Source organism: Acinetobacter sp. OYA S30, from assembly GCF_033599315.1.
In the GTDB taxonomy this organism is placed as follows: Bacteria; Pseudomonadota; Gammaproteobacteria; order Pseudomonadales; family Moraxellaceae; genus Acinetobacter; species Acinetobacter baumannii.
In genome coordinates, this window is sequence record NZ_JAWVAV010000021.1 from 1 (window position 1) to 15,367 (window position 15,367).

The window sequence follows — 15,367 nt, forward strand, 5'->3', positions numbered from 1 at the left end:
AACAGCAAAGTTTAGAGCCAGCTTTAGAAGAGCTTTTACAACTTTCAAATACGCTTATGGCCGAAACAGTGACTGGTCTTGAGCTAGATTATATTGAACAAGATTCGTTAGCTGAGCCAATCATTCAAGCTACACATACTGAAATTGAAATAAATCTAGATGAAACTTTGACCTTATTTATGGAAGAGGCGGAAGAACATTTAGCCACGATTCATCAATTCTTAGATCAAGAGTTACATCAGTACGACAGTTACAATGCTTTAATACGTGCTTTACATACTTTGCGTGGTAGCTCTGCAATGGCACAGGTCGAAACAATTTTCGAGGCCAGTACCAAAGTTGAGCATTTATTTAAAATACTGCTACAAGAAGAGTTATCTTCTCACTCTGAAGAAATTTTATTATTACAAGAATATCGTGAGTTTGTTCGAGATAGCTTGGAACTACTATCTAGATATAGTTCAAGTGAACAGCTCGAAGCGAGATTGCAGCAATTTAATCAATTTTGGGATGCATATGTTGAGCAACATGGTGACCGAACAGATCCGTTAATGCCTTCTCATGGCTTGGTATCGCAATTATTACAATTAGATGTTTCTGAATTATTGGATGCAGAATTAGATTTTGAGAAGGGAATTCGTAATGAGTTTCCTGATTATCTTGAACGCCTAAGTGAACAGGCTGATTTATTACTGCAACATACACATTCTCAAGCAATGCTGGGTTTACATGAATATACCAGCCAACTTAAAGAAAGTTATGAAGTACTGCTTGATAAACCTGCGTTATTACAATCAGACTATATATTTGAAATTTATCAAAAAGCACATCAACAGCTCATTCAATTATTTGATGCTTTAGCTGCTGGTCAACGAGTCGGTGTTGTTAAGCAACATCAAAGTATTTTAGAAGAATTAAAACTTTATACGCAATACATTCCAGACCTATCAAATGACCTGCCTCAGCAGGATTCGACATCTTTTGAACCAATATCCAATATTGAACCAGAGCCAGAAGTAGTAGCTACTGTAGAGAATTTCTCAGACTCTGCAGACTGGGCGGTATTAGGTCAAAGTGTGCAGCAAGATCGACAATATATTTCATCAACACAAGTGAATCGAAATTTTGATGCTGATCTTTTAGATATCTTTCTTGAGGAAGCTGAAGAATTACTTGAGGGAATTGATACCGATCTTAATATTTGGGTAGGTGAGCAAGAAAACTTTGCAGCTCTGAACAACCTAATGCGTTATTTGCATACCTTGAAAGGGGGAGCAAATATGGTTCAGGCAACGTATCTTGGTTTGATTGCCCATGAATTAGAAAGCATTTATGAGCGTTTAATTCAAAAGCAATTAGTAGCAACTTCAGATTTAATTGATTTTATTCGTTTGGTTCAAGATGACTTGGCTGATCGTTTACAAATCATGCGTGAACAACAACTAGATTATGCAGCTCCTTACACAATTAACGCATTAAAACGAGCGGGTCAAAACTCTAACTTCCAACCTGTATCAGTGGTTGAGGCATTTGATGCTGAAAGTGAGGTATTCTCTGAGCAAGAGGTGATATCTGAAATAATAATAGATGAGATACCAGTAGAACTTGAACCTGCTCTTGCAAAGCTAGAAACTCATCACGATCAGGTATTCGATACAGCGGTTACCGAGTTAGCTACTCCAGTTGAAGTAATTACCTCGGTTACATCGCAAGAGAATGAAGTTGCAGCTGATGAACAGGACATTGAGGCTGTTGTTGAACAGACCTTCCTAGAAGAAGCTACTGAATTGTTAGAAATGGCTGAGTCGCTATTAAAACAATGGTTTGAACAGCGTACCAACCGTAGTATTTTGCTTCAGCTACAAAGAGCCGTGCACAGTTTGAAAGGTGGTGCACGAATGGTGGGTTTAGAAGCCGTACAAGCAATTGCCTACCAACTAGAAAATGCTTTTGAACAATTTGCGTTGCATCACTTCAATTCAAATATTTATGATCATTTATTAGAAAGTGCAATTGCATGGTTAAAAGATGCAATTTTTAACCACAACTATCAGCATTTCGATGGATTACAGCAAAGTTTAGAAAATATTCAATTCTTTGAAACTACAATCCAGATTCCGACTAAGTTAACTAGAGCGGACTTGTTTAGCTCAGAACCAGTGATGACCTTTATACAAGGTGATGGTACAGAGCCTCCACCAATGATGGGAGCGTGGGAGCAAACAGAGCGTCTGGATCAGAATAATGAAATGATCCGTGTCTCAGCCGACTTAATCGAGAAAATGATTGATTTGTCTGGTGAAAACTCCATTAACCGTTCACGAATTGAAATGGACCTAAGCCAATTTAGCCATACACTAGTTGAAATGGAGTTGGCGATTCAACGACTTGCCGATCAGTTACGTCGAATGGAAGGTGAGTTAGAAACACAGATTATTGCTAAACATGGAATTGAACATTCTCGTTATACCGACTTTGATCCGTTAGAGATGGACCAATATTCATCTTTAAATCAATTGTCGAAATCGCTTGCTGAATCTGCATCGGACTTGGTCGACTTTAAAAATACGTTATCTGACAAAATCAGAGATACCGAAAGTTTGCTTTTACAACAATCACGAATTCAAGCGGAAATTCAAGAAGGTTTAATGCGGACACGGTTGGTCCCATTTTCGCGTTTATTGCCGCGTTTACAACGAATTGTTCGTCAGACGTCTACAGCATTGAATAGACCTGCTGAGCTTTTCGTAAATAATACGGAAGGTGAGTTGGACCGCAACATTTTAGAACGGTTAGTGACTCCGCTTGAGCATATGCTCAGAAACGCAATTGACCATGGTTTAGAAGACCGAGCGCAGCGGCAACAAGCAAATAAACCGGAAACAGGGCGTATTGAACTTAATATTCAGCGTCAAGGTACGGATGTTGTGGTTGTCTTTAGTGATGATGGTCAAGGCATTGATGTTGAAAAAGTACGTCAGAAAGCACTCCTTGCCGGATTGATCAAGCCAGAACAAGACTTAGAACAGCAAGACATACTGCAACTTATTTTCCATCCGGGTTTAAGTACAGCAGAGCAAGTCACTCAGATTTCCGGACGTGGTGTAGGTCTTGATGTCGTGCAGAGTGATATTAAGTCTTTGGGTGGACATGTCAGCGTTGAATCCGTCTATGGGCAGGGAACAACATTTACGATTCGCGTACCGACTACAGTAGCGGTAAGTGATGCCTTAATGGTTAAAGTGGCAGATCAACAATTTGCGATTCCACTCGCTCAAATCGATCGAATTATTCGAGTGTCACCAGCCTCTTTAGAGCAGTATTTTGAAAGTCCTCAAGAACTATTTGAGTATGAAAATAAACGTTATCCATTACGTTATCTTTCTGAATTTGTTGGTAACCAACCCATACCACGTTTAAATGGTGTGATGTATTCATTACCTGTGTTAATGATTAAAGCCAATAATGGCCAAACTGTGGCACTACTTGTTGACCAGTTAATTGGCTCTCGAGCACAAATTGTAGTGAAACCAATTGGTCAACAGTTCTCTAGCATTGGAGCAATTGCAGGCGCCACAATTTTAGGTGATGGACAGGTCTGCTTAATTTTAGATGGACAAAATATTGCGCGACAAATTCAGTCAACTCAGCGTCATAAACAACTTAGTGAAGCAGTGTATAGACAACGAGAGTCTGATGAACGCCGCCTCATCATGATTGTAGATGACTCAGTAACTGTACGTAAGGTCACGTCCCGATTGCTTGAACGTCAAGGCTATGATGTGGTTACGGCTAAAGATGGTGTTGACGCCATAGAGCAGTTAGAAAATATTAAGCCAGATTTGATGCTACTTGATATTGAAATGCCACGTATGGATGGTTTTGAGGTTCTCAATCTTGTACGACATCATGATATGCATCAATACATGCCAATTATTATGATTACATCTAGAACAGGCGAAAAACATCGTGAACGAGCATTCTCGTTAGGTGTAAGTCAATATATGGGTAAACCTTTCCAAGAAGAAGAGTTACTAGAGAATATCGATGCTTTACTTGTAGCGTCTGAAAGTGAGGTCAAATCATGAAAGGTAGTGTAAATACATCATTGATCGCTAATATGGACCAACAAGAGCTACAGCATCTTATTACGGTTTCAACTGGTTTTATTGATGCCTATATCATTGAATGTAACGATCAGGTACCTATGCTATTGCCACAAAACATCGTGTTGTCTGCCATGGATGTAAAAAATGGCGTAAAACATATTGAATGGCATGATGTGAAGCTACCGGTCTACTCAGTACATAACACAATTGATCAACATGCAGTAGCATTAGTGATTGAAGGGGAAGATATTAGCCAACGTTTTGCATTAATCTGTAAAACAATGCCAGTTTCTACTCGTCTGCGTATTTCTGAAATTGTCGATGAAATGGATGAGCATGAGGCTGAACAACACCCGGCAGTATTTAAATATGTGCGTATGCAAGATCAACGCTACTATATACCTAACTTAGAATATATTGAAAAATTACTTGGTTTATAAAAGAAAAAGGAACTCTTTTGAGTTCCTTCTTTATTTTATTGAGCTAATAAATTTTCTAAAATTTGCTCATAAATATCAGTTAATGGATCAAGATCATGTACATCAACATGTTCATTAATTTGATGGATAGTAGCGTTTAGAACACCGAGTTCTAAAACTTGTGCACCTGTTGGAGCAATGAAGCGCCCATCAGATGTACCACCACTTGTTGAAAGCTCAGTCTCAGTACCAGTCACATTTAAAATAGCAGTTTGAGCTGCGTTAACTAATTCACCTACTGGAGTTAAGAATGGTAAGCCAGACAAATTCCAGACAATTTCATACTGCAAGCCATGCTTGTCTAAAATTTCATGAACACGTTGTTTAAGCTGTTCTGCTGTAACCTCGGTTGAATAACGGAAATTAAAAGTAACTTCTAAAGCACCAGGGATCACATTGGTTGCGCCAGTACCTGCATGGATATTTGAAATCTGGAATGAAGTTGCAGGGAAATACTCATTGCCATTGTCCCAAACTGTTTGGCACAACTCAGCTAACGCTGGCGATGCTTCATGAATTGGATTACGTGCCAAGTGTGGGTAAGCTACATGACCTTGTTTGCCTTGAACCTTCAATACAGCATTAAGAGAACCACGACGGCCATTCTTAACAATATCACCTAATTTATGAGTACTTGATGGTTCACCAACCAAACACCAAGTAATTTTTTCATTACGCTTTTCCAGTGTTTCGATGACTTTAACTGTACCGTTAACAGCAGGACCTTCTTCATCTGAAGTAATTAAAAAAGCAATTGAACCTTTATGGTTTGGGTGTTTTGCTACAAAACGTTCAGATGCAACTACCATTGCAGCTAATGCAGTTTTCATATCTGCTGAACCGCGACCATATAATTTGCCGTCGCGAATTTCTGGTGCAAATGGATCTGAATTCCAAGCGTCTAAACGTCCTGTTGGTACTACGTCGGTATGACCAGCAAAACAAAATACAGGGCCTTCGGTTCCACGTCGAGCCCATAAATTATCGACATCTCCAAAGCGCATAGGTTCAATATGGAAGCCAACCTTAGCTAAGCGCTCAGCCATAATAGTTTGGCAAGTATGATCAATAGGAGTAACAGAAGGCTGTTGTAGAAGTTCTAAGCTAAGCGAGAGAGTGTCTGAGTGGTTCATACCGGAAATTGCGTACTGATGAGGTGAAATATAGTCCGATATAATAGGCGAATCTCTAAGGGATGGGTATTTAAAAATAAAAAAACCTTATCGAAACGATAAGGTTTTTAAATGTTAAGCATAACTTACATTTTATTTTCAGTTTTTTGTGCGGTGTTAGTTACAGCATCACCAGCTTTAGAGACATCTTGACCAAAACCCTTGAACGTATTACAACCTGTTAAAACAAATGCCACCATTACAGATGCGACTAAAACTTTTTTCATCATTTTCTCCGTATAAATTTAATAATGAAGTAAATTTAGATTAAAAAACAAACGGAAAAAGAAACATGATTGTTTAATAGTAAAAACGTTATAAATTGTTTCTATAAGGACGTGGTCTCTTGTAAAACACCGTTATTTTTGATGAGAGAAGGTTTTAAGCTTAGTAAAGCAGGGTGCCTGAACATATAAAATCGGGTTTCATTAATATTTTGACAATATAGGCCATCAGTCCACCAATAAGCAGTGTTTGAACTCGCTTTTTGATGAGGACAAAGCCATTCATGTCTTTCTAAGCGGTAAAAGTCAGATTTAGGGATTTCTGTACCCCAAGTACCTAAGCGACGTTTTAAATTTACCCATTCAGGAATAAGCTGTTCTTGAGGTAAATTTAGAGGAAGATAAAGTTGTCCTTTTAAGACAGCGAAACGTTGTTGAACTTTAAAACCCAAAGCTTCTGAAAATTGAAATTGTTTGTCAGTAAAGTGGTAAAGCTTTTTACTTAAAGTATCTTGTCTATTTAAACCAATCCATTGTTCTAAATTTAATTGACCTTCACCTAGGTAATATTTTAGAGCAACTTCCCAATGTTCAATTTCTTGAGTATTTTGATTTAAAACTAAAAAATCGAGTTCACCTAAAGTTTTTGCTCCATCAATTTTTTGAATACTATGGCCTAATAACTGATAAGGATGATATTGATCTTCTTGTAGCCAAAACCAAAGTAAATTTTCAAAACGTAAACCTAAGCGTGTACTCTTAAGCCGAGACATAAATTGAAGTAAGGGTTCTGGTGCTGCATCAAGCTGCTTTAGGCGGGGTAAGTAATTTTGAAAATGTTGTTCCCAATTTTGATCCGTATGTAATTGAAAATTATGTCGAATAGTAAGGCGGCAGGGAAGTTGGCTAAGTAGGTTCGGGCTGGCAATTGTAAAGGCCAATTGTCTTACCATTGGGTGACTGAACTGTAACCATGGCTCAAAATAGGATGTTTTAATTGAGGCAATATTCATACGTTGAGTACTCGAAATAATTCATCCAAATTTCATGGTCAATCAACAAAACAATACCAGAAAAACACTTTATACTACGAGTAACAATAGCTTAAGGTTTATATATGCGAACATTGTTTTGGCGAACTCTGGTCGTGATTTTTATCACGCTTGGTATTATTGGAGCAATTTTACCAGGCATGCCGACAACAGTGTTTCTTATTCTGGCTGCTTGGGCGGCCTCAAAGGGATGGCCTCAGATGGATGCGTGGTTGTTAAACCACCCCAAGTATGGACCAACCCTGCGGGACTGGCGAGCAAATGGGACAGTACCGCTTAAGGCAAAGTGGATTGCAACCATTATGATGACCGCAAGTGGTATTCTGATGCTGTTTACTTCGGCGCCGTTTTGGGTCAAGGTCTTTACCGATACTACCATGCTTGTTGTTGCAATTTGGTTATGGCTACGTCCTGAGCCAAAATTAAAAGATTGATAATCTTTTAATTTTGACGCAAGACAAGCAGTAAAACTGCGCGTAGAGCAAAGAAGATTGATAATATTTTAACTTTGGCGCAAGACAAGCTTTCCCATAATTTTTCATTAAAGCTCAAAATAGTTGAGTTGATATAAGAGAAGAAATTCGATGTCCCAATTTAAACTTGAAGATGCAGATATTCTTATCGATTTAGCAAATCAAACTTTAAGCTTACCTAAACATAATAAGTTTTACGTGGTCTCTACTGGCAAAAATGGAATTGGGGAACAAGAAAATACGGGTAAAACCCCACGCGGATGGCACCGGGTTGCTAAGAAATTTGGTATGCAATCTCCCAAAAATACAGTTTTTATTGCACGGCAGCCCACAGGTGAAGTTTATAGCAGTGAATTAGCCGCACAATTTCCTGAGCGAGATTGGATATTGTCACGCATTCTTTGGTTAGATGGCTTAGAAGAGGGCTTTAACAAAGGCGAAGGCCATGACACTATGCAACGTTATATCTATATTCATGGTACGCCTGATAAAGAACCGATGGGGGTTCCAATGTCACATGGGTGTATTCGAATGCGTAATGAAGAAATCATTGAATTGTTTGATTTAGTCTCTGAAGATGCATTAGTTTATTTGTCTGAACAATCTTTAACCTAAAATAGGATTTTAAAGATTATTGTTTAATTAGCCGAATGATCAAAATATTAAAATAAGTGCTTAAATAAAATACAAAAAATTGTTTTTTACTTAATAATGACTTATTTTTAATCATTCATTCGCATTTTTTTGAAAAGTTGTCGAAAAGCGTTTGACACCTGTTAAAGATTCTCTATAATGCACCTCACAAACGATGAAGACGTTAAGGGCGCTTAGCTCAGTTGGTAGAGCGTCTGCCTTACAAGCAGAATGTCGGCGGTTCGATCCCGTCAGCGCCCACCAAGCCTTTACGTTAAGATCTCAAGTGCAGCGGTAGTTCAGTTGGTTAGAATACCGGCCTGTCACGCCGGGGGTCGCGGGTTCGAGCCCCGTCCGCTGCGCCATTCTCTTGATTCCCTGATCTAGAGGATGTAATGTATAAAGACTGCGATTGTTGTCTTTTTCAATCAGGGCGCTTAGCTCAGTTGGTAGAGCGTCTGCCTTACAAGCAGAATGTCGGCGGTTCGATCCCGTCAGCGCCCACCATAACTTTTTCAAATTTAAAAAATTAAACACGCTAATTTATTTAGTGTTTTTTGCGTTTCTGCTCTTCCTATTTTTTATCTATCTATTTTATCTTTTTTGGTTAACTCTCTCTTTTCCATACTTAATTTTTGAGTTCGAATTATTATTACTATCGAGTTTAACTAAAGCTGCCATGCTGTAACGCAATAGCAGCTTTCTGAACCAAGATTAATACTCGTTTAGAAGCCACCCACTAGCGTATGCAAAATATTCACGTAGCCAAGCGTTGTAGCGAGTAATTAAAGGTGTTTCTGCAGCGACCATATAAACCTGTGTATAGCCTTGTTTCTTTGCAATAGCTGCAGCTCGTGGTGTATGGAAGTCACTTGTAACAATTGCAATAGGTTGATTAACACTAATATGAGCTTGTTTAAGTAAAGGTTTACTATTTTTAAGATTAAGTTCTGTACTTGTGCTTTTGTCTTCAAGGATCATTCGATCTTTTGTTATATGAAAATGTTGTTCCAAGTAGCGTGACATGACTAATGCTTCAGGTTCTTTTTCTGAAAAGTCCAAACCTCCTGTTAAAATAACCTTTGCTTGCGGTTGTGAAAGGGCAACTGGAGCTGCTGTGTCAAGACGCTTTGCAAGAATAGCTGAAGGCTGTCCATTTTCGACGCCACTACCTAAAACAATAATTGCTTTAACTGCGGGAAGATTTTGACTTGCGTCTTTATTTTCTTTAATAAAATTAAAAAAATAGCCTAAGCCAATTAACCAAATCCAGAAACACAACCACCCAAAACGCCAAAGAGTATGAAGCCGATAGTGATAGAAAAAAAACCGTTCTAAATGATAATAAAATAATGCATAAAGACAGAAGAATGCTCCTAAAACTAAAGGAACAAGTGTGCCTACATGAATTTTATTTAGAAAAGCTAGAAATAAGCCGTCCAAAAATAAAATTGAACCAATGATTGCTAAGAAAATCCGAATCCACTTACTGACTTGCATTGTGTTTAAAGCTGCAATTTAAATTGCAGACAGTGTATGCAAAATCATTCCAAATTCAATGCTGATTGCAATAAAAAGCCGAGTAAAGCATTTTGGCTATTACTCAGCTTTGTTATTTATTGATATTTAATAAACATCACGGCGATAACGGCCTTGTTGTCTTAACTCATCGATTTGTTCTTCGCCTAAAATATGAATAAGTGCTTGATCGACTCCACTTGCCATTCCATCAATACTGCCGCATACATAGAGTACTGCACCACGTTCAATCCAGTTGACTAACTCTGCTGCATTTTGTCGGATGATATCTTGAACATAAACACGTTGTTCTTGATCGCGTGAGAATGCAAGATCAAGTCGTTTTAACATTCCCATCGTTTGCCAAGCTTCAATAGTTGATGCATAGAAGAAATCATGAGCGCGTTGGCGTTCACCGAAAATTAGCCAGTTTTCAGTATAGTTATGGCGAGTTCGTGTATGAAGTAAGCTCATTAAACCTGCGATTCCCGTTCCATTACCTATACAAATAATTGGACGATTATCATCAATCAAATGAAAAGACTCATTGGTACGGATTCGCAGTGCAACATTTTGATTAATTTCTGTATGTTGAGTCAGCCAACCTGATCCTAAACCTAAATCACCAGACTCATCATATTGTTGACGAACAACTAGACGTAATACTTGCTGAGAAGGGATGCTAGCAATTGAATATTCTCGCGTTGGTAGGGTAGGAAGTTGTTCTAGTAAATGGTCCAGATTGGCAAACGGTTCAATTTCACCAGTTAAATCTTTATTCCAAAGTGCCTTTTCAATAGAAACCTGTAGCGAGTCTACCACTGCATTTTTAAGAATGTGATGATGCTGTAAAAACTTATTAATACGTTCAGGGCTGTTACCTGGTTGTATTTCAGCAATGTCTCCAGCTTGCCATATAGCTTCATGATTGGCAGTAAGTTCAATATTGTAGGCAGGCTGACCTAGACTATTTGGATTGAGTAAATCCCGTTGTTGTAATGTCCAATTATCAAACACTTTTTCGATATTAACAGCATGCAAATCTAGTTTAGTTGCTTTTACAAGTGCCTGATTCCAGGTTTGAATATCTGCCGGATTTGCATTATCTACTTCTATAATATCGAAGAGGGCTTTGGCACCATTGTTTTTAAGCCATTCATCTACTGTGTGGCCAAAACTACAATAAGTATCCGGATATTCCTTAGAACCTAAAGCTAATACTGCATATTTGACATGTTGAAGTTCTAAATTGGTTTTTAATAACTTTTTAGCAAAATTAGAAGCTAAGTCAGGTGCTTCTCCAGTACCATAGGTGCTAATCACAAATAATATTTGTTCATGTTGCTGTAAATCAGCTTCGGTTAGTTGTTGTACAGATTTAACCTGAACTGGTTGATGCGCCTCTTGTAAGCTCGTTGCAGTACTCCACGCGAGTTGTTCCGCAACTCCAGTTTGGGTGGCATAAGTGATTAACCAAGGCTTAGCATTTTGGTCGATATAATGGCCTGCTAAAGACTGGCGAGCCGCTTGAGTAAGTTTTTTCTGCTTACGGCGTTTAAGGTAAAGCATCCATCCGGTAACAAAAAATAATGGCATGGCTAAAGAAGCAAGCATCGCCACAAATTGATAAACTGGTCCGAAGAAACTACCTCGGTGCACAGGTAACATACTGCTCATAATTTTTTGATTAAGCTTTTTATCTTCATAAAGCTCCATTTTTTCAATATTGGCAGTTTTATAGTTATAGACAGCTTGGTTACGTGCACGTTCATGTTGTGGCGTTGCATCTACAAAACTTAATTCAATTTTTCCATCATCTTTTTTAGGTAAGTTAACTGTTAAAGTCGAATAATCACGTCCAATCTGATTATTAAAACCACTCCAAGTTTGGTTAAGTGCGGTAATCAGTTGAGCATTATCTAGTTGAATTTTAGGCAATTGATCTTTATTTCGCCCAGATCCACTATGGCCTTGCATTTTAGGTTGTTCTACACCTAATACTTTGAACATACCACTACGCCACCAGTCATATGACCAATATAGACCTGTACATGCAAAAAGAAGATAAAAAACAATAACCCATGTACCTACAACAGCGTGTAAATCCCAAATAAAATTTCGACCTTTAAGTTTGGGTTTGACAGCAAGCCATTGACGTGCAGAGTGCTTTTTCGGCCAGCGTAAATATAATCCGCTCAAAACAAAATATATGAGCATTAGGGCACAAGCACCGGTAATTTGTTTACCGAACTCACCAGCAGTTAAGTTTCGGTGAATTTGTTGTATTAATAAAAGTAGCTTACGACCTTGTACCTCTGGTAATACCTGAGCTGTATAAGGGTTAACCATCATATTGTAGCCGCGTCGTTCGCCTTCTTTTTCAATGTTTACTACGGATGAGGCGGTAGGATCTTTGGCAATTGTAATGCTATTAATTTTAATTTCAGGCTGGATTGTTGTGAAATGCTGGTAAAGCTGAGCAGGGGTAAGCTTAGGTGAGCTTTGTGCTTGCACAACATAACTATCTGTATTTACCCATTTTAAAATTTGCTGATCATAAGAATAAATTGCGCCTGTAACACCCATAATGGATAAGATGAGGCCAGCACTAATACCCAGAAACCAATGAATTTGAAATAAAAACTTTTTAAACATGGTCGAATAATGTAAATATGATGGAGATCTTGTAACGAAGTATAGCCGAAGATTGAGTAGATAATATGGATTTTGGAGATAATATTAATTTTCATTATCATTTATTTTTAGCATAATAAAAAACCTCCTGTAAAGGAGGCTTTTTAAAGAGGTGAAATTATAAAGTTTTCGGTTCACCTACACTTTCTTTCAAATGCTTACGAATTGTATTGAAAGAAAAGTTTTTAGAGTCCATACGTTTAGGCAATATATATGCACCTTGTTGTTCCTGACCTTTAGGATCTTTTACTTTAAAGTTAACTAAAATAAAGTCAGGGGTGTTGTACCATTCATAGATATTTTTCCATCCGATAGTTCCAACGCCTTCTTGTAAGCCCATTTGCTGGCGCATTACGATACCGTGAGGTTGTACGCCTAAGCGAATACCCTTGATTTCCTGCACAGGAAACTCATTCATCTTACGCTTAACATACCATTCCAAACCATATTTACGGCCAAGGTAATAAAGTACTACACAGACAATGGCAACCCAGCAAATCACTGTAGAATAGTTCTTGATAAAGATAAGACCTAAAATCGCAAGGGCTAAAATTACGCCCATAATCGCCCAGATTTTTGTGCTGATTTTATTGGTGCTGCGCCAGATAAGAAGTTGTGCATTACGTTGCTCAGCTTCTGATACCTCGTAAGGAACAGGCTGAAGCGTATAAGCATATAAAGTTTTCGCGGTCATAGTGCAAATAACAAATTGTAAACTGTTTTAAGTTTAGCATTAATTGGCATAAGTCAGGAAAGGATATTATGCCAATTTCATACTAAATTCTGACTCAAATTTATAATGATGCAAGTTCGCTAGCATCATTATCCAGATCATGACTTAGCCGTTGTTTTAACATACTAAATCGATTTAATACACTGAGCATCAACGATAACTGCTGTAAAATAATGAGCGATTTTTGGTCATCTTCATCATTTTGGCTTAAGCGCTGACGTATCGTCTGTAGCATATTTTGTGCCGTAAGATCAGGCATTTCATCTCTTAACAAAGCACCTTGTATATCATCTAATGCTTGATCTAATACGTTAAGAACCGCTTGATCCTGAATCTTTTCTCGATGTGCTCCAAGTGCTGCGATATAACTTAAAAATGTATGATTGAGGCATAAAAATTCAAATATATCGGACTTACGAGTAGGGTCGAAGTCCGGCTCTGTTGCTAAGGTAGAAATAAGCGAAGCGACTTCTGCATCAGTATTATGTGCTGCTCGGCGGACAATACGGTAGTTGAGGGCATGATTATGGCCTTCATGATATTGTTTTACCACTTCAGCTAAATAATTACATTGTGCTTGTAAGGAGCGTCGAATACTGCGCGGTAGGCGACGGAATTTCCAGTCAGGCCAAATAAAGGTCACACCAAACCATGCTAAAGCACAACCAATTAGAGTATCAACAAACCTAGGAATAGCTGCAGCGACTGCTGAACCGTCCAGATTAAAGTTAATTAATGCCAAAATAGTAATAAAAGCAGTTGCTTGAGCATATTGCTTACTACGTAACTCGAAAAACAGTACGCCACTCAAAATTAGCATGACTAATTGCCCTTCCACAGAAGGTACTAAAAATACTATGCTAAGGCCGACAATAATCCCGACTAATGTACCTACAATACGTAAACGTAAGCGACGTTTTGTTGCGTTAAAGTTAGGTTGGCTAACAAATAAAGCAGTCAACATAATCCAGTAGCCATATTCGATATGGGTCATTTGAATAAATACATATCCAATAAAAAGAACAATCGAAACTCGTATGGCATGACGGAATAGTACAGATTCAGGTGTTAGATTTTGTTTTATTCGGACAACAATATCATTCCAACCTTTTAGATCATCATCTTTAAGTTGGTTTTCAGCCTGCTTTACTTTGTCAGACTGAATATGCTGTTCCGTTTCTAAGTTGAGTAATTGTGAGTCAATAGACTTTAAGTTTCGGTATAAGGCAAAAAGAGCATTTACCCACAATAAGTCATACTGCTGATCATCTCTTAACTTTACTAAAGATAAGCGTAAATTCTCGAAACTCTGCTTAAAGCGTTTGTTATGGATATAGGGTTTACGCTGTAAAATACATTCATTTAGCTCTTGGCAAGCTTTACCCTGAATTGCCAAAATGCGCTGAAACCTAAATAAAATATCACTGTGCTGGAAAATTTTAGCTAACTTTTGATAGTCGATATGGGCAGAGTCTGCACGTTCATGAATATCTTGTGCGACAAAATAATAATGTAGGCTACGGCGAGTACCTTTTTGTCCACGGTCACCCTTTAAACGGGTTAAAAGGGCGGTTTTAAGATCATTAAAAATCGTTATTAATTTGCCATTTTCTAATGAAAGATCAATCATGCTTTGCTGATAACTCGCAGGCGTCATATCGACATCAAACAAATTAGATTTGGCAAATAGAAAGTCGCCTAATGAGGCATAAGAGGCCGCAAGTTTATCTTGGAGCTGGCGAACCGGAAATAATAAAAAGCTAATGGTTGCAATAAGCCCGTACCATGCTGCTCCCGCAACCAAAAGAGCTGGCTGAATATACCACTGGTCAAATAAATGAACTCCCAACATGGTATAAACTGAAACAACCAGACATCCATAAGAAATTGTTGCGTAACGGCGACCTAATGACCCTAGTAAAATCCAGCCAATACAAGAGGCAATCAGCCCTAGCGCAAAAAGCATTGGATAAGGGAAAAGTAATTGTACGGAAGCTGCGGTAATGAAGAAACCAATATAGGTGTAAATCAAATTCATGATTCGCACTGAAAAGCGATCATCAATATCACTTAAACCAGCTGCGACCACACCTAAAGTGAGGGGAATTGTTGCTAATTGATGTCCTAGAAAATAAGGCACGAACGCAGTTCCTGAAAAGGCAATCAGCATCCGCACGTTATACATAAATGATGTGTTATAAGTCGCTCTTTTTAGGCGTTTAAACCAAGATTTCAAATGAAGTCCTTGCTGATCAACCTGAGTGATAAAGGATTTGCGTA

At 38.2% G+C, this 15,367-nt stretch carries 11 protein-coding genes and 3 tRNA genes; 7 read left to right on the forward strand and 7 right to left on the reverse strand.

All coding sequences use genetic code 11. The annotated features are described in order from the left end of the window. Positions 1–4,088 (forward strand): Hpt domain-containing protein (locus tag R5R67_RS11570; protein WP_318754850.1); only part of this gene is annotated, 4,088 nt, incomplete at its 5' end. After that, positions 4,085–4,549, forward strand: coding sequence for a hypothetical protein (locus R5R67_RS11575; protein WP_000678929.1), 465 nt, complete (start codon positions 4,085–4,087; stop codon positions 4,547–4,549). The genes R5R67_RS11570 and R5R67_RS11575, both read left to right, overlap by 4 nt. Before the next feature lie 35 nt (positions 4,550–4,584). Here the strand turns inward: R5R67_RS11575 and dapE are convergent, their stop codons facing one another. The 3 genes from dapE to R5R67_RS11590 all read right to left on the reverse strand — a co-directional run bounded on the left by dapE (position 4,585) and on the right by R5R67_RS11590 (position 6,997). Continuing rightward, complete coding sequence (dapE, locus tag R5R67_RS11580) at positions 4,585–5,721, reverse strand: succinyl-diaminopimelate desuccinylase (protein ID WP_001016581.1); 1,137 nt, start codon at positions 5,719–5,721, stop codon at positions 4,585–4,587. A gap of 125 nt (positions 5,722–5,846) precedes the next feature. Beyond that, positions 5,847–5,990: an entericidin A/B family lipoprotein gene (locus R5R67_RS11585; protein WP_001984826.1), complete on the reverse strand. Its 144-nt coding sequence runs from the start codon at positions 5,988–5,990 to the stop codon at positions 5,847–5,849. 98 nt (positions 5,991–6,088) lie between these two features. Continuing rightward, positions 6,089–6,997, reverse strand: a complete 909-nt coding sequence (locus R5R67_RS11590; protein WP_001017517.1) for a DUF1853 family protein — start codon at positions 6,995–6,997, stop codon at positions 6,089–6,091. Between the two features lie 104 nt (positions 6,998–7,101). Here R5R67_RS11590 and R5R67_RS11595 point away from each other — a divergent pair, with 104 nt between their 5' ends. The 5 genes from R5R67_RS11595 to R5R67_RS11615 all read left to right on the forward strand — a co-directional run bounded on the left by R5R67_RS11595 (position 7,102) and on the right by R5R67_RS11615 (position 8,649). Further along, a complete protein-coding gene (locus R5R67_RS11595; protein ID WP_001259499.1) occupies positions 7,102–7,470 on the forward strand; it encodes a YbaN family protein in 369 nt (122 codons plus the stop codon). A gap of 150 nt (positions 7,471–7,620) precedes the next feature. After that, the gene (gene elsL / locus R5R67_RS11600; protein ID WP_000077304.1) at positions 7,621–8,124 is read left to right on the forward strand and encodes a cell wall-recycling L,D-carboxypeptidase ElsL; all 504 of its coding nucleotides are present in this window, start codon (positions 7,621–7,623) and stop codon (positions 8,122–8,124) included. 206 nt (positions 8,125–8,330) lie between these two features. After that, positions 8,331–8,406, forward strand: a tRNA-Val gene (locus tag R5R67_RS11605). 24 nt (positions 8,407–8,430) lie between these two features. Then, positions 8,431–8,507, forward strand: a tRNA-Asp gene (locus R5R67_RS11610). Between the two features lie 66 nt (positions 8,508–8,573). Continuing rightward, a tRNA-Val gene (locus tag R5R67_RS11615) sits at positions 8,574–8,649 on the forward strand. A 207-nt stretch (positions 8,650–8,856) separates the two neighbouring features. On the opposite strand, the gene R5R67_RS11620 is transcribed toward R5R67_RS11615, so the two are convergent. The 4 genes from R5R67_RS11620 to yccS all read right to left on the reverse strand — a co-directional run bounded on the left by R5R67_RS11620 (position 8,857) and on the right by yccS (position 15,323). Further along, positions 8,857–9,642 carry a YdcF family protein gene (locus tag R5R67_RS11620; protein WP_001198155.1) on the reverse strand — a complete coding sequence of 262 codons (786 nt, stop codon included), beginning with the start codon at positions 9,640–9,642 and terminating at the stop codon, positions 8,857–8,859. A 126-nt stretch (positions 9,643–9,768) separates the two neighbouring features. Further along, positions 9,769–12,315 carry a PepSY domain-containing protein gene (locus R5R67_RS11625; protein ID WP_000473048.1) on the reverse strand — a complete coding sequence of 849 codons (2,547 nt, stop codon included), beginning with the start codon at positions 12,313–12,315 and terminating at the stop codon, positions 9,769–9,771. A gap of 157 nt (positions 12,316–12,472) precedes the next feature. Beyond that, entirely contained in the window at positions 12,473–13,048 is a 576-nt protein-coding gene (locus tag R5R67_RS11630; protein WP_000125649.1) for an SdpI family protein, read from the reverse strand. Positions 13,049–13,148: 100 nt separating this feature from the next. Further along, a complete protein-coding gene (gene yccS, locus R5R67_RS11635) occupies positions 13,149–15,323 on the reverse strand; it encodes a YccS family putative transporter (RefSeq protein WP_001984830.1) in 2,175 nt (724 codons plus the stop codon). Positions 15,324–15,367: the final 44 nt, after the last annotated feature.

Coding starts and splice junctions, on each gene's coding strand:
- R5R67_RS11575 (WP_000678929.1), top strand. CDS start 4,085: ATGAAAGGTAGTGTAAATACATCATTGATCGCTAATATGGACCAACAA.
- dapE (WP_001016581.1), bottom strand. CDS start 5,721: ATGAACCACTCAGACACTCTCTCGCTTAGCTTAGAACTTCTACAACAG.
- R5R67_RS11585 (WP_001984826.1), bottom strand. CDS start 5,990: ATGATGAAAAAAGTTTTAGTCGCATCTGTAATGGTGGCATTTGTTTTA.
- R5R67_RS11590 (WP_001017517.1), bottom strand. CDS start 6,997: ATGAATATTGCCTCAATTAAAACATCCTATTTTGAGCCATGGTTACAG.
- R5R67_RS11595 (WP_001259499.1), top strand. CDS start 7,102: ATGCGAACATTGTTTTGGCGAACTCTGGTCGTGATTTTTATCACGCTT.
- elsL (WP_000077304.1), top strand. CDS start 7,621: ATGTCCCAATTTAAACTTGAAGATGCAGATATTCTTATCGATTTAGCA.
- R5R67_RS11620 (WP_001198155.1), bottom strand. CDS start 9,642: ATGCAAGTCAGTAAGTGGATTCGGATTTTCTTAGCAATCATTGGTTCA.
- R5R67_RS11625 (WP_000473048.1), bottom strand. CDS start 12,315: ATGTTTAAAAAGTTTTTATTTCAAATTCATTGGTTTCTGGGTATTAGT.
- R5R67_RS11630 (WP_000125649.1), bottom strand. CDS start 13,048: ATGACCGCGAAAACTTTATATGCTTATACGCTTCAGCCTGTTCCTTAC.